The 19,906-nt window shown below is 57.5% G+C and carries 23 protein-coding genes; 8 read left to right on the top strand and 15 right to left on the bottom strand.

The genetic code is table 11. From position 1 onward, the window contains the following. Window positions 1-19: 19 nt before the first annotated feature. Window positions 20-838 carry a D-alanyl-D-alanine carboxypeptidase family protein gene (locus tag FE840_RS14685; protein WP_138286238.1) on the bottom strand — a complete coding sequence of 273 codons (819 nt, stop codon included), beginning with the start codon at window positions 836-838 and terminating at the stop codon, window positions 20-22. Between the two features lie 314 nt (window positions 839-1,152). On the opposite strand from FE840_RS14685, the gene rpsD reads away from it, so the two are divergent. The 3 genes from rpsD to ttcA all read left to right on the top strand — a co-directional run bounded on the left by rpsD (window position 1,153) and on the right by ttcA (window position 3,758). Further along, entirely contained in the window at window positions 1,153-1,770 is a 618-nt protein-coding gene (gene rpsD / locus FE840_RS14680) for a 30S ribosomal protein S4 (RefSeq protein WP_138286237.1), read from the top strand. 71 nt (window positions 1,771-1,841) lie between these two features. Beyond that, window positions 1,842-2,768: a glutaminase gene (locus tag FE840_RS14675; RefSeq protein ID WP_138286721.1), complete on the top strand. Its 927-nt coding sequence runs from the start codon at window positions 1,842-1,844 to the stop codon at window positions 2,766-2,768. A gap of 99 nt (window positions 2,769-2,867) precedes the next feature. After that, window positions 2,868-3,758, top strand: coding sequence for a tRNA 2-thiocytidine(32) synthetase TtcA (ttcA, locus tag FE840_RS14670; protein ID WP_138286719.1), 891 nt, complete (start codon window positions 2,868-2,870; stop codon window positions 3,756-3,758). A 159-nt stretch (window positions 3,759-3,917) separates the two neighbouring features. On the opposite strand, the gene FE840_RS14665 is transcribed toward ttcA, so the two are convergent. Next, complete coding sequence (locus FE840_RS14665) at window positions 3,918-4,460, bottom strand: hypothetical protein (RefSeq protein ID WP_171033662.1); 543 nt, start codon at window positions 4,458-4,460, stop codon at window positions 3,918-3,920. Here FE840_RS14665 and FE840_RS14660 point away from each other — a divergent pair. Both FE840_RS14660 and FE840_RS14655 read left to right on the top strand, forming a co-directional pair. Then, entirely contained in the window at window positions 4,419-5,111 is a 693-nt protein-coding gene (locus FE840_RS14660) for an alpha/beta hydrolase family protein (RefSeq protein ID WP_171033661.1), read from the top strand. The genes FE840_RS14665 and FE840_RS14660 overlap by 42 nt on opposite strands. Next, window positions 5,111-5,692 (top strand): protein-S-isoprenylcysteine O-methyltransferase, encoded by a 582-nt coding sequence (locus tag FE840_RS14655; RefSeq protein ID WP_138286234.1) that lies wholly within the window; start codon window positions 5,111-5,113, stop codon window positions 5,690-5,692. The genes FE840_RS14660 and FE840_RS14655 overlap by 1 nt, the downstream gene beginning before the upstream one ends. A 10-nt stretch (window positions 5,693-5,702) precedes the next feature. On the opposite strand, the gene FE840_RS14650 is transcribed toward FE840_RS14655, so the two are convergent. Further along, complete coding sequence (locus FE840_RS14650) at window positions 5,703-6,311, bottom strand: thioesterase domain-containing protein (protein WP_138286233.1); 609 nt, start codon at window positions 6,309-6,311, stop codon at window positions 5,703-5,705. Window positions 6,312-6,501: 190 nt separating this feature from the next. Here FE840_RS14650 and FE840_RS14645 point away from each other — a divergent pair, with 190 nt between their 5' ends. After that, on the top strand, window positions 6,502-7,326 hold the full coding sequence (locus FE840_RS14645) for an inositol monophosphatase family protein (RefSeq protein ID WP_138286232.1): 825 nt from the start codon (window positions 6,502-6,504) through the stop codon (window positions 7,324-7,326). A 51-nt stretch (window positions 7,327-7,377) separates the two neighbouring features. Here FE840_RS14645 and FE840_RS14640 read toward each other — a convergent pair whose 3' ends face one another. The 3 genes from FE840_RS14640 to FE840_RS20890 all read right to left on the bottom strand — a co-directional run bounded on the left by FE840_RS14640 (window position 7,378) and on the right by FE840_RS20890 (window position 9,402). Further along, window positions 7,378-8,583, bottom strand: coding sequence for a multidrug effflux MFS transporter (locus FE840_RS14640; protein ID WP_138286717.1), 1,206 nt, complete (start codon window positions 8,581-8,583; stop codon window positions 7,378-7,380). A 130-nt stretch (window positions 8,584-8,713) separates the two neighbouring features. Next, window positions 8,714-9,049, bottom strand: a complete 336-nt coding sequence (gene grxD / locus FE840_RS14635; protein WP_138286231.1) for a Grx4 family monothiol glutaredoxin — start codon at window positions 9,047-9,049, stop codon at window positions 8,714-8,716. Window positions 9,050-9,174: 125 nt separating this feature from the next. Continuing rightward, complete coding sequence (locus FE840_RS20890; protein WP_138286230.1) at window positions 9,175-9,402, bottom strand: hypothetical protein; 228 nt, start codon at window positions 9,400-9,402, stop codon at window positions 9,175-9,177. A gap of 246 nt (window positions 9,403-9,648) precedes the next feature. Here FE840_RS20890 and FE840_RS14630 point away from each other — a divergent pair, with 246 nt between their 5' ends. Continuing rightward, complete coding sequence (locus FE840_RS14630; protein WP_425502132.1) at window positions 9,649-10,674, top strand: hypothetical protein; 1,026 nt, start codon at window positions 9,649-9,651, stop codon at window positions 10,672-10,674. Between the two features lie 57 nt (window positions 10,675-10,731). Here FE840_RS14630 and FE840_RS14625 read toward each other — a convergent pair whose 3' ends face one another. From FE840_RS14625 to purC, 7 genes are all read right to left on the bottom strand, one after another. Next, complete coding sequence (locus FE840_RS14625; RefSeq protein ID WP_138286229.1) at window positions 10,732-10,965, bottom strand: BolA/IbaG family iron-sulfur metabolism protein; 234 nt, start codon at window positions 10,963-10,965, stop codon at window positions 10,732-10,734. Window positions 10,966-11,081: 116 nt separating this feature from the next. Further along, window positions 11,082-13,304, bottom strand: a complete 2,223-nt coding sequence (purL, locus tag FE840_RS14620; protein ID WP_138286228.1) for a phosphoribosylformylglycinamidine synthase subunit PurL — start codon at window positions 13,302-13,304, stop codon at window positions 11,082-11,084. Window positions 13,305-13,480: 176 nt separating this feature from the next. Further along, window positions 13,481-13,870 (bottom strand): hypothetical protein, encoded by a 390-nt coding sequence (locus FE840_RS14615; protein WP_138286227.1) that lies wholly within the window; start codon window positions 13,868-13,870, stop codon window positions 13,481-13,483. 59 nt (window positions 13,871-13,929) lie between these two features. Next, a complete protein-coding gene (gene purQ, locus FE840_RS14610) occupies window positions 13,930-14,601 on the bottom strand; it encodes a phosphoribosylformylglycinamidine synthase subunit PurQ (protein ID WP_138286226.1) in 672 nt (223 codons plus the stop codon). After that, the gene (locus FE840_RS14605) at window positions 14,598-14,855 is read right to left on the bottom strand and encodes a hypothetical protein (protein WP_138286225.1); all 258 of its coding nucleotides are present in this window, start codon (window positions 14,853-14,855) and stop codon (window positions 14,598-14,600) included. Before FE840_RS14605 ends, purQ begins: the two co-directional genes overlap by 4 nt. A 19-nt stretch (window positions 14,856-14,874) precedes the next feature. Beyond that, a complete protein-coding gene (gene purS / locus FE840_RS14600) occupies window positions 14,875-15,117 on the bottom strand; it encodes a phosphoribosylformylglycinamidine synthase subunit PurS (protein WP_138286224.1) in 243 nt (80 codons plus the stop codon). A gap of 18 nt (window positions 15,118-15,135) precedes the next feature. Beyond that, the gene (purC, locus tag FE840_RS14595) at window positions 15,136-15,900 is read right to left on the bottom strand and encodes a phosphoribosylaminoimidazolesuccinocarboxamide synthase (protein ID WP_138286223.1); all 765 of its coding nucleotides are present in this window, start codon (window positions 15,898-15,900) and stop codon (window positions 15,136-15,138) included. Window positions 15,901-16,135: 235 nt separating this feature from the next. On the opposite strand from purC, the gene FE840_RS14590 reads away from it, so the two are divergent. Continuing rightward, window positions 16,136-16,450, top strand: a complete 315-nt coding sequence (locus FE840_RS14590; RefSeq protein WP_138286222.1) for a DUF1476 domain-containing protein — start codon at window positions 16,136-16,138, stop codon at window positions 16,448-16,450. Between the two features lie 57 nt (window positions 16,451-16,507). Here FE840_RS14590 and FE840_RS14585 read toward each other — a convergent pair whose 3' ends face one another. Beyond that, entirely contained in the window at window positions 16,508-18,997 is a 2,490-nt protein-coding gene (locus tag FE840_RS14585; protein WP_138286221.1) for a bifunctional diguanylate cyclase/phosphodiesterase, read from the bottom strand. Between the two features lie 143 nt (window positions 18,998-19,140). Further along, entirely contained in the window at window positions 19,141-19,689 is a 549-nt protein-coding gene (locus FE840_RS14580) for an RBBP9/YdeN family alpha/beta hydrolase (RefSeq protein ID WP_138286220.1), read from the bottom strand. Window positions 19,690-19,906: the final 217 nt, after the last annotated feature.

Below are 19,906 nucleotides of genomic sequence, written 5' to 3'. Positions count from 1 at the left end.
GTGCCTTTCAGAACTCTTTTTACTGGCCAGACAGGGCATTCATATGTTGATCAAAGAGGGCGATCATTTCCTCGGTGCGAGCATTGCCGCTCTTGGCGCCCATGACGACGCCAACCAGTCGACGCCTGCCGTCCGTTGCCGATGTAACGATGTTATAGCCAGAGGCGCGGGTGTATCCTGTCTTGATGCCGTCTGCGCCGGGATAGCGGACGAGGAAGCCATTGTGACCCCGGAACTTCATGCCACGGAAGGTCATGCCGCGGGATGAAAACAGCTTGTATTCTTCCGGATAGTCACGAATGAGCGCGAGACCGAGCCTCGCCATATCGATTGCCGTGGTCACCTGAGCCGGATCCGGCAATCCTGATGGATTGGTGAAGACAGTATTGTTCATTCCAAGCTCTCGCGCCTTTGCCGTCATCAAGCGCCCGAAGGCAGCCTCAGAACCGGCAAGATGCTCTGCAATTGCAGTTGCCGCATCATTGGTGGAGAGAACGACCATGCCCATCACGGCCTCGCGCACCGTGATCTTGTTTCCTGCGCCCACGGCAAACTTGTAGGGTTCCTTGCTGTTCGCGTTCTCCGAAATCTCCAGACGCTGGTCCCACTGGATCTTTCCGTATCTCAACGCTTCGAACGTCAGATAAAGCGTCATCATCTTGGTCAGGGATGCCGGATAGCCGATCACGTCGGCATTCTTGCTCTCCAGGATCGTCCCCGTCCTTGCATCGACAAGAATATGTGCATGCACCGGCGTGTTGTCAGCGAGTGTTGCGGCAGGAAAAGAGAGAACTGCAAGAACGAAGGCCACAAAGCGAAGCCGGAGGAGATTTGTCATGCGAATACACTGGTCCGTTTGTCAGGAGACCACCGCATAACGCAGATCCGCCTTTGTGTCAGTAGCGCTCTCTCCTTCCATGCTTTGGGCAGAAACATCGCAAGCGCGATTGACTTTTTCGCTCGGCCTGACTAATGACGCCGCAACGCCGGGCCGAAATGCCCGGTGTTTGTTTTGACATGTCCCGTGGTTTTCTCCGTTCGCTGACGTGAGAAGCCTGTCAGGGCCTCGAAAAGCCGGGGTCAAGAGGAGGGCGTGTTTCCTTAAAGCGGCTTGGTAACAAACCGCTGTAACCTGTTGAGAAGGAAATACGGATGAGCAAGCGCGCATCTTCCAAGTACAAAATCGATCGCCGTATGGGCGAAAACATCTGGGGCCGTCCGAAGTCCCCGGTCAACCGCCGCGAATATGGCCCCGGCCAGCACGGCCAGCGCCGCAAGGGCAAGCTTTCCGACTTCGGCGTTCAGCTGCGCGCCAAGCAGAAGCTGAAGGGCTACTACGGCGATATCCGCGAGAAGCAGTTCCGCGCCACCTACGACGAAGCCAACCGTCGCAAGGGCGACACCGGCGAAAACCTGATCGGTCTGCTCGAGTCGCGTCTGGACGCCATCGTCTATCGCGCCAAGTTCGTTCCGACGGTCTTTGCTGCCCGTCAGTTCGTCAACCATGGCCACGTCACCGTCAACGGCGTGAAGGTCAACATCGGTTCGTACCGTTGCAAGGCCGGCGATGTCATCGAAGTTCGTCAGAAGTCGAAGCAGCTGGTTTCGGTTCTGGAATCGGTTCAGCTCGCCGAGCGCGATGTTCCGGACTACATCGAAGTCGACCACAACAAGATGGTTGCCACCTTCGTTCGCGTTCCTGGCCTGTCTGACGTTCCTTACGCAGTTGTCATGGAACCGCAGCTCGTCGTCGAATTCTATTCGCGTTAATCGATCTCATCGGTTATCTACGAAAGCCGCCCCTTGTGGGCGGCTTTTTTGTGTCGGGTAAGGTGCGCAAGATGGATCTGCAGGCAGTCGTTGATGATATCGCGGCAAAACTCGCCGAGCGACGCGGTGAAGGCAAGGTTGCCGATTACATTCCGGAGCTTGCCAAGGTCGATCCGAAGCAGTTCGGCATTGCCATTACCACCGTCGATGGGCGGGTTTTCACGGCCGGCGATGCGACCACGCCGTTTTCCATCCAGAGTATTTCCAAGGTTTTCATGCTGACGCTTGCTCTTGGCACTGCCGGAGAAGCACTGTGGAAGCGGGTTGGTCGAGAGCCATCGGGGTCCGCCTTCAACTCCATCGTTCAGCTCGAGCACGAACACGGCATTCCGCGAAACCCCTTCATCAATGCGGGGGCGATCGTTGTTTGCGATCAGGTCCTGGCGAGCTACAAGCCCAAGGAAGCGATTGGCGAGTATATGCGGTTCATGCGCTCGCTTGCCGATGACGACAGCCTGCTCATTGACCGATCTGTGGCCAAGTCAGAGACGGAGACAGGGTTCCGAAATCAGGCGCTGGCCAATTTCATGCGGTCGTTCGGCAACCTTCATCACGACGTCGATCATGTCCTCGGTGTCTATTTCCACCAGTGTGCTCTGGCGATCAATTGTGTCCAGCTTTCAAGGGCTGGCCTCTTTCTGGCCGCGCAGGGGCGTGACCCGATCAGCGGTTACTCCGTCGTGTCTGCGAAGCGCGCAAGACGCATCAACGCACTGATGCTCACTTGCGGACACTATGACGGATCGGGTGATTTTGCTTTCCATGTCGGTCTTCCGGGCAAATCGGGCGTCGGCGGCGGGATTCTGGCGATTGCACCCGGCAAGGCATCCGTTGCCGTCTGGTCACCCGGCTTGAACAAGGTCGGCAATTCGGCGCTGGGTTCGGTGGCGCTTGAAATGCTGGCGACGCGCACTGGCTGGTCTGTCTTCGGCGCATGAGGCAGATGCAGACTTGATCTGTATCCAAGAACCGGGCATTCCCACACCAATCCGCTTGTTTTGGAGCCCTAAATGAACCTTTTGACGCCGATCCCTGCCATGGAGACCGATGCGGACGGCATTGAGTCGCTGGATGCAACCAGCATGCCGACAGTCTATCGTGATGCGCCGCAATCCGTCAGCTTCAACAAGCTGCGCAAGCGGCTGATCCGGCAGGTTCGGCAGGCCATGACAGACTTCGACATGCTGAAGGGTCAGAAGCGTTGGCTGATAGGGGTTTCCGGAGGCAAGGACAGTTATGGCCTGTTGGCGATCCTTCTCGACCTTCAATGGCGTGGTCTGCTGCCGGTCGAGCTGATTGCCTGCAATCTTGACCAGGGGCAGCCGAACTTCCCGAAGCACGTCCTGCCGGATTATCTGGCGTCGATTGGCGTCAAGCACAGGATCGAGTATCGCGACACCTATTCGATCGTGAAGGAGAAGGTGCCGACAGGCGCAACCTATTGCTCGCTCTGCTCGCGGCTGAGGCGCGGCAATCTCTACCGGATCGCGCGGGAGGAAGGTTGCGATGCACTGGTGCTCGGTCATCACCGCGAAGATATCCTTGAAACCTTCTTCATGAACTTCTTCCATGGCGGACGCCTGTCAGCCATGCCGCCGAAGCTGTTGAATGACGACAAGGATCTGCTGGTTCTTCGTCCGCTTGCCTATGTGGCGGAGGAGGATATGGCCCGCTTCGCTCAGGCCATGGCCTTCCCGATTATCCCTTGCGATCTCTGCGGTTCCCAGGACGGGCTTCAACGCAATGCGATGAAGGAAATGTTGGCGGGCATTGAGGCGAAAATGCCGGGTCGCAAGGACGCCATGCTTCGCGCATTGGGCCATGTTGATCCGTCCCATCTCCTGGACCCCAAGCTTTTCAATTTCACAGACCTGACCTCGCAAGGCTCAGGCATCAGCACCCGCAACGAAGGTCCATCATCGCCATAAAATTTAGATTCCTCTGGAAAACCTCCTGTTTTACAGCTCGTTACCCCTTCGTGCTGGACGCACGATTTCAGATCGCGCAAGACTGCAACGCGCGGGGGCGAAATGGTCGGTGACGAGACGTCGTCGGGCGTGACACTGGGAGTTTATATGAGCGGGATATCACAGCCTGCCGTGCGTAGCCGGGCGGTATTCCTGATCGGCGGTTACGAACGTAACGATGCGTCCGGGTTCTTCCGAAGGATCGTGCGGGAACTTGCACGGTTCAGGACTTGTTGGAATGTCGATGCGCAGATGGGAGAGCCGCACCACGATACCAATGCGCATATCGCAACCGCTTTCATCCATTTCGATGATAAGCGGAGTGGATGCGTAAGCGAACTCTCCTTCCTTTCCTTCGACGATATCGTGAAAAAAGATGGTGCGCGGTCTCTTCACCAGCGGCTTGTCGCCTACGTCCTGGCGTTTGGCGACTATGTCTTCAGCGGGACGATGCTTCGCTTTTTTGCCGCCAATTGGCGTTTCGCTCTTTATTTCCTCTACCCAATGCTGACGCTTCTCGCGCTTGTCTGGCTTGGGACGGTCGCCTTTCGCCTCGTTGGAGCGTTTGATCCTCCGGGTGGCTGGATTATGCCTGCGGCTGTCGGAGTGGCGGTGGTTGTGATGTCGGCGCGCTTCTTTTCCCGTCGTTACTTCCTCTTTCATCTGATGGATCTCTGGTCGTTCAGCCGTGAACATCTCCATTGCCGCCGGCAGGACATGGACGCACGCCTTGACCTATGGGCCGAAGTCATCAGTGAGCGGCTTGCCGGTCGCCCGTATGACGAGGTTCTGCTTGTTGGTCATTCCACAGGAGGTGCTCTGATCCTGGATCTGGCCTATCTGCTCACGGAACGGCTCCGCCAGGCTGACCGTCACGTCGATTTCGAACTGTTGACGGTCGGGTCCACGTCGTTGAAGGTGGCGCTGCATCCCGCAGCCGTTCGCGCCCGCGAGAGGCTGCAGACCTTGCCTGCCCATGCCGGCATTCGCTGGACCGAGTTTCAGGCGCTGACGGACATCATCAATTTCTACAAATGCGATCCCTATGCCGCCGCCGGACTGGAGCATCAGCGTAAAGATTCGTTCCCGAGGCAGTTCCAAGTCCGCTTCAAGCATATGCTGGAGCCCGACGCCTATCGGCGGATCAAGCGAAACTTCTTTCGCGTGCACTACCAGTTCATTTCGGCAAACAGCCGACCCTATTTCTATGATTTCTTCATGATCTGCTGCGGTCCTCAGCGATTGCAGGATGTGACTGTCGATCCCAACGGCGGTGAGTCCGGGCAGATCACCATTTCGCGTGAGGTAGCTTGATGATCACTGCGTCTTTCTGCATCTGGCTTGTAATTGTGCTTGGCTGGGTTGCGATGCGCTATCCTGCCATGCGCCGAGCACGAAAGCAGAAGACCAAGGTCGATAACCGGACCCCGCTGGATATCTCGCTGCTGATTCTCTGTTTTCTTGGGCTTTTCGTTGTGCCGCTGCTCTGGCGACTTGATGTGCTGGGGTATCTTGGAGATCGAGGCCAGCCACTTGTTCTGATTGTTGCAGGGCTGGTGACAGGCATTGCTTTCCTCTGGCTCTTCCGCCGCAGTCACAAGGACTTGGGCCGTAACTGGTCCGTCAGCCTTGAGATTCGCGAAGATCATCGGCTGGTGACGGGAGGGGTCTATGCGCATGTCCGGCACCCGATGTACGCCTCGTTCTTCCTGTGGGGGCTCATGCAACTCCTTCTCATACCCAACTGGATCGCCGGGCTTGCAGGACTGGTGAGCGTGTCCCTGCTCTACATTGTCAGGCAGGCGCGGGAAGAGGCGATGATGCACGAAACCTTCGGCCAGGAATATGTGCACTATTGTGCGCGGACGAAAAGGTTGGTCCCTGGGGTCTATTGAGCATTCGATTCTATCGGATACGCAGGACGGACTTGATTTCGCGGATGGTCCGGTCGTGCAGATGCTTGTTCTTTTCGACGTTGAAGTGACCGACGCCCTGAATGGCATCCTCTCCGGTGCGCAAGTTCACATTCTGTAGCTTGCCCTTGAACTCGGCTGCCGGCGTGACCGGTGACCAGATTGCTTCGCCGCCGGTATAGAAGTTGATTGCGTGCTTCACATTGCCCGGAACGGGGCCCTTGCCTGTCGGGTCGAAACTGACAACCAGCGCAACAGGGATCTTCGATTTCTGCAATTCACGGGCCACTGCATAGGTTTCATCCGCGCCCAGGGAGTGACCAATCAGGATGATCGGTCTGCCCTGGCGCGATTGTCGGTAGCTGTCAGCGATACGCTTCGCGAAGCGGTTTCTCTCCTGCAGAGGCAATACTTCTGCCCTGATACCGAGCGCCTTCAGCTCCTTGCCAAGTGTATCCAGGCCGGTGGAAAATATGTTTGCAAATCCACGGATCAGGAAAACCTGTCCATTGGGCGTTTTCGCATTCACGGAGCTTGGAGAGAGGGCTGCTGCCAGGACCACGCTTGTTGCGCCGGAGACGAAAAAACGCCGGGATATCATGTGCCGGTATGACCTTGTTCAAGTGATTGCCCGTCGGATCATGCATCTTTTAGCGTTTCAGACAATACAAGTCTTCCGGTCTTGGCCTGTACATCGAGCGGGTTATCCGCCAATACGGTTGCGACAAAAATCATCAGTCTGATGACTGTAGACCTGTGGATCGACGCCTCCCATCCCCTTGGAGACTCTCATGACCTCGACAATCGACATTTCTGCGCTGGCCAACCTTCTTCAGGAGGCGGCAATCGCGGAAATCCTCCCGCGTTTTCGCAATCTTGGAAATGATGACGTACGGATCAAAACGGAGGCCATTGATCTCGTCACGGAGGCGGACGAGGCCGCCGAACGTCTGATCCGCCGGGAAATCGAGACGCTGATGCCTGACGCCGTCTTCATCGGTGAAGAAGCTGTTGCGGCCGATCCAGATCTGCTTTCGAAGCTTGATGGTGCTGCCCTCGCGGTCGTTGTCGACCCTATCGACGGCACCTTCAATTTTGCCTCCGGCCTGGCGCTGTTCGGTGTCATGCTAAGCGTGGTCAAGGATGGAGAGACGGTCGCCGGTCTCATCTATGATCCGATCGGCAATGACTGGGCGATTGCCGAGAAAGGAAGTGGGGCCTGGTATTGCAAGCCGGACGGTTCGCAGGAGCGCATGTTCCTCAGACCCTCACGACCCCTGTCCGAGATGATCGGTATCGCAAACACAGGCTATTTCGAGCTGGAGACGCGTCGGCGGCTCCTGAACAATCTGGCAGATGTGCGCCTGTTTACCAGCTATCGTTGTTCTGCCCATGAGTACCGCCTTCTTTGCCAGGGGCACGTCGATTTCGCCATGTATGCCAAGCTGATGCCATGGGATCATCTGGCGGGCACTCTGATGGTCGAGGAGGCCGGGGGCTATGCCGCACGCTTTGATGGCTCCCCCTATAAGCCACATCATAACGAAGGTGGTCTCATTCTCGCTGCAGACTCTGATGCCTGGAACGAACTCCGACAGAAGATATTTACTGTCTGATACCTTCCGGAGGAGGGATAGTGCTTGCCCCTCCTCCTTGTTGTTGGAGGGTTACAGCGGTTGGTTCTGTGCCTGGAAAAGCCGCCCCTTCTCAGCGATCAGCACGAAGATGAGACCAATCAAGGACACGACGAAGTATCCTGCGACCATTGGCAGGGCTGTGCCGTCATAGGCCTGGCCGATGACAGCGCCAATGATGGACCCGCCAACTGTGCCCATGAAACCGAGAACTGCCGAGGCTGTGCCTGCAACGTGCCCCAGAGGCTCCATGGCCAGTGCATTGAAATTCGAGCCAATCCAGCCAAACTGGAACATGGCTAAAGAAAAGAAGGTGATGAACAGAAGGAACGGCATCGGCTGAGGGCCCACCACCTGGGCCACAAACCATACAAGATTGATGGCGATGAAGCCGAGCAGGGATGCATGGGACAGTTTTCGCATACCGAAGCGACCGACCAGTCTCGCATTCACGAAGGACGAGAGCGCCATGAAAAGCGCCACCGCTGCGAAGGCCACCGGAAACCAGACCCCCAACTGATAGATGCCGACATAAACCTGCTGGGCCGAGTTGATGAAGCCAAACAGGGCGCCGAAGATGAAGGTGCTGGCAATGGTATAGCAAAGGGCGATCCGATCCGTCAGCACGATCCGGAAACCTTCCAGGATGGCCCCGGCCGTAAAGGGGCGTATATCCTGCTTGGACAGTGTTTCGGGTAGGCGAATATACATCCACACGGCCACAATGGCGGCAGTGGCGGCCATGAAGACAAAGATCCAGTGCCAGTGCCCGAAGAGCATGATGATCTGGCCGGTTCCGGGTGCGACCACTGGTATGACCATGAATACCATCATGATCAACGACATCACTTCTGCCATGCGACGACCACCATAGACATCACGGACGACCGAGACGGTGATGACGCGCGTTGCAGCAGAGCCGATGCCCTGCACGAATCTCAGGACAAGAAGCATTTCGAAACTTGGGACGAGAACGACTGCCAGTGACGAAACAATGTAGATCAAAAGTCCGATGAGCATCGGCATCCTACGGCCGAAGCGGTCGGCTATTGGACCATAGAAGAGTTGCGCGACACCGAAGCCGATCAGGTATGCCGAGACCACATACTGCCTGTGATTCTCGTTGTCGACATTCAGCGATGCGCCGATTTCCTGCAGTCCCGGCAACATGATGTCGATTGCGAGGGCGTTTAACGCCATCAGAAAAGCCATCATCGCAATGAATTCTGCCCGCCCCATGGCACCCAGTATTCTTGGTGCCGGCTCTAATGAATCTGACATGAAAATGTCCTCAAAAACGGAAGCAAGGCGCCGCGGGCTGCAGCGCCTTGGTCGCACTCGCGTTCAGGTATGCCGGCGGGTGTCCTGATCAGGCAGCGCCGCGAACCGCGATGCCCTGGTCCTCGAAATGCTTCTGAAGTTCTCCGGCCTGGAACATTTCGCGGACGATGTCACAACCGCCGACGAACTCGCCCTTGATGTAGAGCTGCGGAATGGTCGGCCAGTTGGAATACTGCTTGATTCCCTCGCGGATTTCCATGTCAGACAGTACGTTGATGCCCTTGTAGTCGACACCAAGATAATCGAGAATCTGAACCACTTGCCCGGAGAAGCCACACTGGGGGAATTGCGGGCTGCCCTTCATGAACAGCACGACGTCGTTGCTCTTCACTTCATTGTCGATGAATTCGTTTATGCCGCTCATGGCGCTTCCTTTCGACTGCGGATTCAAGGTCCGCCGTTGTCACCTGCTGACTGTAAATAGCAAGGGGAGGGCAATATTGCCAGAGTGAAGAGCAGGCAGAATGCTGCTCTTTCGTATCTGCAAAATCAGGATCGGCGCTGTCGTGATCGGCTATTTGCAGTCCTGCGGCGACTGACCTGTTTGCGGGCAGGCTTACGGGCCGTCGTCTTTTTCTTCCTAACGAAGCGCCCCGTTGTTGGTGACCGTTTCTGGCGCTTGCGTTTGCGTGTTGTCTTGCCTCTCGTCTTCTGCAGGATTTCGTCAATTACGCCTTCAACGACCTTGCTAACGACCTCATTAATCAGATTTGTCATTTTCTTCGCTCCCCACTGACCTTGTTTACTGAATTTGCGACCTTTTGTCTTTTAATCTGCCATTTTCTTGTCTAGCAAGCGCGGTCTCCTGCGGGAGCGTGCTTATTGAAAGTGATTGATTTGAAGCCGATTTCGACAAGACTTGTAATTCATTTTCCTGGGTTTGAACCGCTGAGTGCGACTCAACACCGAGATCGCTATGAGCGCGCGGCCGCGCAGGCGGCGCGTGCATGGGGCATTGATTGGGTGGTCAGCCCACTGACAACAACAGGAGGCGTTTCAGAATTCTCTGTCGACACTTCCTTCGATGGTGCCGGCACGCATAGCGAGATCGTGGTCATGGACCACAACGACATCATTTCGACGCTCCAGAGCGAACACCTGTTACGACGACTTGCCAAAGGTTTCGTCGCTGGCGCCGTTGTGATCCGCGAAGGCGGTGCCCATCGGTTTTTGAGACACGCCTGGCGCTTTGGTCTGTTCTTCCTCTTTCCGTTTCTCTTCATCCTGATTGGCATGCTTGTCGCCGGCGGCATTGCCTTACTGCCGGCTATGCTTGCTGCGTCTGCGTGGTGGTATGGGTTAAGCCTGCCGTTGGGGTTGCTGTTCTTTTTCAAGCTCTTCTTGCCGATGTCGGACCGTTTCCACGTCCTCCATCTCTTTGCCGATTGGCGAATGGCAGTCGCCGTTGCCCACGACAATGCCCAAATTTCTCAATGGATTGATCAGCGTGCCGCCCAGGTGATTGCAAAACTGGTGACTGATAAAAGCGATGAGCTTCTCGTGACGTCGCATAGCATGGGCGCGAGCCTTGCAATCAGCGTCATGGCGCGGGTACTGGAATTGCGCCCCGATCTCTTTTCATCGCGAAAACTGGTTTTTGTCACTTTGGGCGGAGCAGCCCTTCAATGCGGCTTGCTCTCAAGTGCCAAGACGCTGCGTGCTCGCGTTGGTCATCTGGCTCGTCATCCCGCAACGCATTGGACCGATATTCAATGCCTGACGGATCCCATCCATCTCTACAAATGCGATACGGTTGAACTCAGCGGTCATGCCGATGCACCGCGACCGACAATCCTCACAATCCGGTTCAAGCATTCATTGTCCGAAGACCGGTATCGGAAGAACAAACGAAACCTTTTGCGAATGCATCGGCAGTATGTGTTGGGGCCGGACAAGCGATCCGATTTCGACTTCACAATGCTGACCGCAGGCCCCTTTGCGTGGAGCGCTTCCCACGCCCAGCCTGCCGATGTGCCAATTGCTGCGTAAAAAAATGGCCCGCTTTCGAAAGCGAGCCAACTCCAAAGAAGCGCTGATCGCGGGTTTTCAGTCCGGAACGCTCGTCTGCAGCGCCAGCGCATGCAGCACACCGCCCATATTGCCCTTCAGAGCCTCATAGACCATCTGGTGCTGCTGCACCCGGCTCTTGCCGCGAAAGGCTTCGGCGACGACCTCGGCTGCGTAGTGATCTCCGTCACCGGCGAGGTCGCGGATAACGACCTTTGCTCCCGGAATGCCGGCCTTGATCATGTCTTCGATGTCACCTGGTTTCATCGGCATGTAATGGGTCCCTCATGCAAATCAGCAATGTGCCTGACTATCTTCCATTCGCCGAAGTCTTTCAATGGGGTAGGGCGCGCCTACCCCATGCTCCACAGGCATGTGATCGATTGGGGTCAGGCGATCTCGCCGTCCATGAGGGCCGGGAACCAGGCCTCGTGGGCCTTCTTCAAGTCCTCGACCGCGACCGGCTTTGCATCGCCGAGCACGACGTTCGAGCCACCGGTGCGGCCGATCCACGGGCAGAAGACGCCAGCGGCTTCGGCACGGGCCTGCACTTGGTCGACATCGGCTTCCTTGACGGTCAGCACATAGCGGCCCTGGTCTTCGCCGTAGAAGACGGCGATGGGGTTCGCATCGTTCAGGGCGTTGATATGCGCACCGATGCCGGAAGCCATGGCCATTTCCGCAACAGCAAGACCGAGGCCGCCCGACGAGCAGTCGTGTACGGCAGTTGCAAGGCCGTCCTGGATCAGAGCACGGACGAAATCGCCCACCTTCTTTTCATGCGCGAGATCGACATGCGGGGCCGGACCATCGGTGCGGCCGTGGATGTCGCGCAAATAGACGGACTGGCCGAGATGTGTGCCCCAGCCGGAGGGTGCGCCGGCCAGCAGGATCGCCTCGCCCTGAGCGGCAAAGCGGATGCGGGCGATCTTCTTCCAGTCCTTCATCAGGCCGACGCCGGCAATCGTCGGGGTCGGCAGGATGGCCTGGCCATTGGTCTCGTTATAGAGCGAGACATTGCCCGAGACGATCGGGAAGTCGAGCGCCTTGCAGGCCTCGCCGATGCCTTTGATCGCGAAGACGAACTGGCCCATGATCTCGGGGCGCTCGGGATTGCCGAAGTTCAGGTTGTCGGTCGCTGCCAGCGGAAGCGCGCCGGTCGCCGTGATGTTGCGCCAGCATTCGGCGACCGCCTGTTTGCCACCTTCGAAGGGGTCGGCCTCGACATAGCGCGGGGTGACGTCGGAGGAGAAGGCGAGCGCCTTCGTGGCGTGGCCTTCGACGCGGATGACGCCGGCATCGCCGCCGGGCAGCTGCAGCGAATTGCCCTGGATCAGCGTGTCATACTGTTCGTAGACCCAGCGGCGCGAGGAGTTGTTGGCTGAGCCGACGAGCTTCAGGAGCGCGTCTGCGACGTCGCCGGCCGGGATATCGTTCTCGGTCAGCGGGGCAGCGATCTTCGGCTCGATCCAGGGGCGGTCATACTCCGGAGCCTCGTCGCCGAGTTCCTTGATCGGCAGGTTCGCGACTTCCTCGCCCTGATGGATGACGCGGAAGCGCAGGTCGTCGGTGGTGTAGCCGACGATGGCGAAGTCGAGGCCCCACTTGACGAAAATCGCCTTGGCAACCTCTTCCTTGGAGGGCTCGAGCACCATGAGCATGCGCTCCTGGCTTTCCGACAGCATCATTTCGTATGCCGTCATGCGCTCTTCGCGCACCGGCACCTTGTCGAGATGCAGCTCGATGCCGAGGTCGCCCTTGGCGCCCATTTCGACAGCCGAGCAGGTGAGGCCGGCAGCGCCCATGTCCTGAATGGCGATGACGGCGCCGGTCTTCATCAGCTCAAGGCAGGCTTCGAGCAGGCACTTCTCGGTGAAGGGGTCGCCGACCTGAACGGTCGGGCGCTTCTCTTCGATCGACTCGTCGAATTCGGCCGACGCCATGGTCGCGCCGCCGACGCCGTCGCGACCGGTCTTTGCGCCGAGATAAACGACCGGAAGACCAACGCCCTTGGCCTGCGACAGAAAGATGCCGTCAGACTTTGCAAGGCCTGCGGCGAAGGCGTTGACGAGAATATTGCCGTTGTAGCGGGGGTCGAATTCGACTTCACCGCCAACTGTGGGAACACCGAAAGAATTGCCGTAACCGCCGACACCGGCGACGACGCCGGCCACCAGATGCCTGGTCTTCGGATGATCAGGGGCACCGAAGCGCAGGGCGTTCATGGCCGCGACCGGACGGGCGCCCATGGTGAAGACGTCGCGCAGGATACCGCCGACGCCGGTTGCCGCACCCTGATAGGGCTCGATGTAGGACGGGTGGTTGTGGCTCTCCATCTTGAAGACGACGACATCGCCGTCATCGATGTCGACGACGCCGGCGTTTTCGCCCGGACCCTGGATGACGCGCGGACCCTTGGTTGGCAGCGTCTTCAGCCACTTCTTGGACGACTTGTAGGAGCAGTGCTCGTTCCACATCGCCGAGAAGATCCCGAGCTCGGTGAAGGTCGGCTCGCGTCCGATCAGGTTCAGGATGCGATCGTATTCGTCCGGCTTCAGGCCGTGGCTTGCGATCAATTCTGCGGTGATGGGACGGGAGTTGGAGACGGTCATCTGGCTCTCAGGGCAATGGAGATCGGTGGGAGATCGGTTTCGAGGCAGGCTATAACGTATGCCTGCGTCGGGTGCGACTGGAAAATGACCGGCGCCCCGGGTTTGTAGCGGGTTTTTGGATTGTAAACATCGTGGCGACGCGGTCATGACAGCCACGATGGCTTTCGCAATGCGCGTCAGCAGCCTTTGTTGCCATTGGCCCAGCGAACGACGTCCTCGCGGATCCTTGGTGCTATATCCTCATTCAGCAACGGGCCGAAAGCGTCAAGACGCGGTGGTGTTCCTTCTGCCTGAACCACCAGCACCGGTCGGTCGTCGCGTGATCCCTTGCGCACGAGCAGGATACGCGGGCGACCCGAGAAAGAGCTTAATTCCGGGGAAAGCTGGTAGCTCTGGAACGCGGCGTCGCCCGACTTGAACCAGCAGGAATTGGCTGCAACCGCGACACGCTCCATAACATCCAGTGCCGACTGCCCCTGCGTTGATGGCCGATTCGACGTCGGCCCGCAGGCAGCAAGCGCGGCGGTTGAGAATAAAACAAGCAAAAGGCCAACGCGCTGGTGCATCACAGAAATCCCGCTTGCGCCGCCTCGATAGCGACTGTTATCTGCGTTGATATCGCTCGTTACGCAGCGATGACATCCAGAGCCGAAGCGAAGATGCCACGACCGTCATTGCCGCCATGGGCCGCTTCGATGAGGTTTTCCGGATGCGGCATCATGCCGAGCACGTTGCCCTTCGCGTTGATCACGCCGGCGATGTCGTTCATCGAGCCGTTCGGATTGGTGCCGTCCGCGTAGCGGAAGACCAACTGTCCATTGCCTTCGATCGCCTTCAGCGTCTCGGCGTCGGCGAAGTAGTTGCCGTCGTGATGGGCAACCGGGCAGCGGATGATCTGGCCTTTGGCGTAGGCGCGTGTGAAGTCGGTGTCTGCGTTTGCGACTTCGAGCTTGATTTCCTTGCAGACGAATTTGAGCGAGGTGTTGCGCATCAGCGCGCCCGGCAGCATGCCTGCTTCGATGAGGATCTGGAAGCCGTTGCACACGCCGATGACCTTGACGCCCTTCTCGGCCTTTTCCTTGATCGCCTGCATCACGGGCATGCGGGCGGCGATCGCGCCGCAGCGCAGGTAGTCGCCATAGGAGAAGCCGCCGGGGATGACGATCAGATCGACATCGGGGATCTCGGTTTCCGTCTGCCAGATCGTGACGGGCGCATGGCCGGAGATCTTGGTCAGGGCCGCGATCATGTCGCGGTCACGGTTGAGGCCTGGGAGCTGGACGACGGCTGATTTCATGGCTGTGGCTCGAACCTTAATTGGGCTTCCTGGAACTCGCGCAGTTCCAGACGATTGTCGATCCGGTCTAACCGGCTTTCGAAGTGTCCGACTGTTGCGCGCAGGTTGTTGACGTCACCCTGCAGCGCATGCAGTTGTGCGCGCATTGTTTGATGATCCGCGCGCAACTCGCTTATGGCAAAATCGACCCTGTCAAATCTCTGAGGGAGCTTCTTCAGAAGCTCGAACATCAATTCGCTGGTGACTTCAGCCATCGCGCATCTCCTACAACCGTCAGGCGACGGAGATAGTATAGTTCTCGATGACGGTGTTGGCGAGGAGCTTCTCGCACATGGCCTTCAGGTCGCTTTCCGCCTTGGCCTTGTCGTCGCCGGCAAGCTCGAGATCGAAGACCTTGCCTTGGCGGACCTGTCCGACACCCTCAAAGCCAAGTGCGCCCAGCGCGCCTTCGATGGCTTTGCCCTGGGGGTCGAGAACGCCGTTCTTGAGGGTGACGGTGACGCGTGCCTTGATCACTTGCGTTTTCTCCAGATATTACTTGACCAGAACCGGACCGGTGCCGCGCAACGGTTCGTTCTCATTGATGATACCGAGGCGCTTTGCAACTTCCTGATAGGCCTCAAGCAGCCCGCCGAGGTCGTGGCGGAAGCGGTCCTTGTCCAACTTCTCCCGGGTCTCGATGTCCCACAGACGGCAGCTATCGGGCGAAATTTCGTCCGCAAGAATGATGCGCATCATGTCGCCTTCATAAAGGCGGCCGCATTCGATCTTGAAGTCAACGAGCTGGATGCCGATGCCCAGAAAAAGCCCCGAGAGGAAGTCATTGACCCGGATGGCAAGAGCCATGATGTCGTCAAGCTCTGCCGGATTGGCCCAACCGAAGGCAGTGATGTGCTCTTCGGAGACCATAGGATCGGCCAGCGCATCGGACTTGTAGTAGAATTCGATGATCGAGCGCGGCAGAACGATACCTTCTTCGATCCCAAGACGTTTGGACAGCGAGCCGGCAGCAACATTGCGCACGACAATCTCAAGCGGGATGATCTCGACTTCCTTGATCAGCTGTTCTCGCATGTTGATCCGGCGGATGAAATGCGTCGGAATGCCGATCTTGTTGAGATGGGTGAAGATGTATTCGCAGATCCGGTTGTTCAAAACACCTTTGCCATCGATCACTTCATGCTTTTTCTTGTTGAAGGCGGTGGCATCATCCTTGAAGAACTGGATCAGCGTCCCTGGCTCTGGACCCTCATAGAGGATCTTGGCCTTGCCCTCGTAAACACGGCGGCGACGGTTCATAGCGGTTTTTTCTCTTTTGGTGGCGGCTCGATCGGGCCGCAGTGGATCAGTGCTTGAAGCGGTCCCATAAAGGAAAAGCTTGGTTTTCACAATGCAACAGATTCTCGATCCCACCAAAAGGTCGCACTTGGGCCTCGCGGCCAACTCATGACGCAAGTTTGCATTGCGCTTTGGGCATGCTTTTGATTAATGGGAACACGACGCTGCCGGGTGGTAGCCTATTTGGGAGATGCAAATGAGCGGTATCAGTGATCGCGAAAAGGCTTTCGAAAACAAGTTTGCCCATGATCAGGAACTGCGCTTCAAGGCCGAAGCGCGGCGCAACAAACTGATCGGGCTATGGGCTGCAGGCTTGCTTGGCAAGGCTGATCCCGATGCCTATGCCAAGGAAGTTGTCGCCGCCGATTTTGAAGAGGCGGGCGACGAAGACGTCATGCGCAAGTTGCGCAATGATCTTTCCGCCGGCGGTGTTTCGGTGACCGACGAAGAGCTTCGCTCCAAGATGAACGAGTTCCTGGCGCAGGCTGTGGAGCAGATCCAGAATTCCTGAGCCGGTTAATCCGCCAGTGTGTTTTTCGAGGCCGATCCTCCAATAGGCGGATCGGCCTCATCTTTTGCGCATGAATTCTGCGGCTTTCGCTGCGCTCATCGGACGTGCAAGACCGAAGCCCTGAAGGATGTCGCAGCCCAGATGCTTCAGGATCCGTGCATGATCTTGCGTTTCGACACCTTCGGCTATGACCTGAATTTTCAGCGATCTAGCGATCTCGATGATCGATTTTGCCAAGGTTCTTTGTTCGGCACTTGACGGGACGTCATTGATCAGTTGCCGGTCGATCTTGAGCGAGCGCGGCTTCAGATTGAGCAGACCCACAATGGAGGCGTGGCCGGTTCCAAAATCGTCCACTTCGATGTCTATACCCAGATTTCGCAGATGCGAAAGGTTCTTCACTGCCATCGGGCTTTCACGATCAAGGAAGATCGATTCGAGAAGCTCGAATGACACGGTGCCCGGTTGGATGTTGAGCGCTGAAATGTCTTTGGGCAGATCCGGGTCATCCAGCCTTTTGGATGAGACATTCACCGAGATTTTCGGGAGGTTCAGCCCCTCACGCTGCCAGCTGTGGAAATGCGCGAGCGCCTTCTTCAGAATGATACTGTCGATCTGGGCAAGAACGCCGATCTCGTCGGCGATCGCCAGAAACTTGTCTGGTCCGAGAATTCCCCGCTCGGGGTGGTTCCAGCGCACCAGGCATTCCGCTCCGCTTATCTCCTGAGTCTGGGCCCTGAACTGAAACTGGAAGTAAGGCTCGAACAGATCAAGTTCGATTGCCTCGAGTATCTCATCCGACAGTTTGCGCGAGGTGGTCAGAAGCTGACGCGTGTCATGCGAGTAGAACTCGCAGCGATTTCCGCCGCGATGTTTTGCCTTGTACAGAGCGATGTCGGCATTCTGGACGAGTTGGCGTGCATCCATGACGCTGCTGGCGGCAAATGCAATGCCGATGCTGCAGCCGAAGCGGCATGTCTGTCCGTCATGTCGGACTGGTTTGCGCATTTCTTCAATGATGCCGTTTGCGAGACGGGAAAGCGCTTCAACCGATCCGTTGTACTCGACAAGAATGACGAATTCGTCACCTCCAACACGCGCCGCAAATGCGTCGGGTGCCAGGGTCTGTTTGAGAATTTCCGCGGCGTGGCGGAGCATCGCGTCGCCGGCGTTGTGGCCAAGCGTATCGTTGATATGTTTGAACCGGTCGAGGTCCACATGCAAAACGGCCAGTCCGTTCCTCTCGCCGCCCTTCTCATCTTCCCAAGACTCCAGTTTAGCCTCGAGATATCGGCGATTTGGCAAGGCCGTCAGGTAGTCATGCAGGGCGCTGTGCTCGGCGGTTGCCTTGGTTCTTTCAAGCTCGGCGTTTCGCGCCTCGGCCAGATGTTTCGCCTTTTCCAGCTCTTCGCGAAGTCGATGGTCTTCCGTCATATCCCAGTTGACGCCGATCATCTTCAGATGGCCGTCATAATCCAGATAGGGCAGGGTATTCGCGCGGATGTGGCGGATCTGGCCCTTCTTGTCGATCACCCGGTAGTCGTCCGTGAAGGCGGTTCGCGTTTCGATATGGCGCTCGACTTTTTCGATCACCCGGGCCTTGTCGTCGGGATGCAGCATCTCTTCCCAGAGGCCACCGATCTGCACCGACTTGTCGGGCAGATCAAAGATCCGCCGCATGCCGTCATCCCAGGTTGTTGTTCCCGCTTCAAAATCAGCTTCGAAAACACCCACGCCGGATACTTCGAGGGCGAGTTGCAGGCGCTTTGAAAGTTTACCCAGTGATTCTTCCTGGATCTTTCGCTGGGATATATCGGTGTCTGTACCGCTAATGCGGGTTGGATTGCCATCGTTGTCCCATTCGATGCAGGCCCCTCGGCATTCGATCCAGACATAATACCCATCCCGATGCCATTCGCGGTATTCGAAAGCCGTGAAGTCTGGATCGCCGGCATTCTGGCGCGCGATGGCGTGGAGCACACGTTCGCGATCCTGTGGGTGGACGAATTCGAGCCATTCCTCGGTGCTGGGTGGGGCAGGGTCCTCTGGCCTGAGGCCCCGAATTTTGCGCCACATGTCCGAGTAATAGAGGCGCCCGTCCATGTATTGGTCCCAGACGCCAGAGAGCGAACTGACGAGGGCGTTGTTCCAGCGGCTTTCGCGTTCGCTGACGTCAGCAAGCGCTGTCATTGTCGGGGTGATATCGGTGAGTTGGACGATCGCGGTACCGCTGTCGGGTGCGGCGCACAGAGTTGCAATCACATGCCGTTTCGTGTCCGATCCGGCTTGCAGCGTGAGATTCAGACTGCGTGCCGAATTTGGCTGCAATGCAATGCTTGTGATTGCGCTCATCAGCGCGGTGTAATCTTCGGGGAGAAGAAGCTCACCAAGAGATCGATCGCAGGTCATCGCTTGAAAGCGAGTATTGGCTTCCAGCCTTCGGCCATGCAAATCATAGGTTGCAGCAGGTAGCGGCAAGTCCGCCAGGGCAACAGTCCCCCCCCGTGCTTGATGGTTTTCCTGTGCAATCTCGGTCTGTCGCAACATGCATCCGGCCCCAATGTCTGCGGCATGCTAGAAGTCGCGCAGTTAAAGGCGGTTTAACGCATCCTTATTAAATCTTCGGTTGAGGTTTTTGCTGTTTTAACGTTATCTCTGATTGTGTAGCGTGGTGAGACGGAGCGGTTTGTCTAGAGCCGTGTCAGAAACCGCGCAAACACCAAAGTGCCTTCTGGCCACGGTCCATGTCCGGACTCGGCGTTGATATGTCCGGATTCACCCGCATCAACCAGGGCCGAGCCCCAGCAGTTCGCCATGTCTTCGGCATGCGCGTATTCACCAAAGGGGTCATTGCGGCTCGCAACCATCATTGACGGGAAGGGCAGTGGGTCGCGGGGATAGGGGCCAAATGTCATCAGGTGCCTTGGCCGGATTGCCGGATTGGCCACATCTGGTGGGGCTACAAGGAAGGCGCCTGCGACGGGTCGCTTGAACTCCGGAATGGCGTGGATGACGGTCGGAATACCCAGCGAATGGGCGACAAGGACCACCGGTCGCTCGGCACGATTGACCTCTTCAACCACTCTGGCAATCCAGTCCTCGCGCACAGGCTTTGACCACTCCGCCTGCTCGACGCGGCGCGCGGTGGACAACTTCGCCTGCCATCGGGTTTGCCAGTGGTCTGGACCCGAATTGGTATAGCCCGGAACGATGAGGATTTCAGCTTCTGAGACTTTCATGCGCCCTATCTGCTTTCGCCTCGCCCGATCGTCAAGGGACCGACCTACTTTTCCATCATGAATGGTCGGTGTGCGGGCCCTTGATATCCTCCGGTGCTCTGGCGGGTTGGCTTTCCCCAGGCACTGTCGCGTTCACAACTGCGTTCCCCGTCAGGTTGTATGGGGATTTATCCTGCAGATCCTGCTAGTCTTGTCCGGTCAGCCCTCTATATGGGCA

It is taken from the genome of Peteryoungia desertarenae (assembly GCF_005860795.2).
Classification (GTDB): domain Bacteria; phylum Pseudomonadota; class Alphaproteobacteria; order Rhizobiales; family Rhizobiaceae; genus Allorhizobium; species Allorhizobium desertarenae.
Note: the sequence above shows the minus strand (reverse complement) of the source record. Positions and strands in the feature narration are given on the sequence as shown.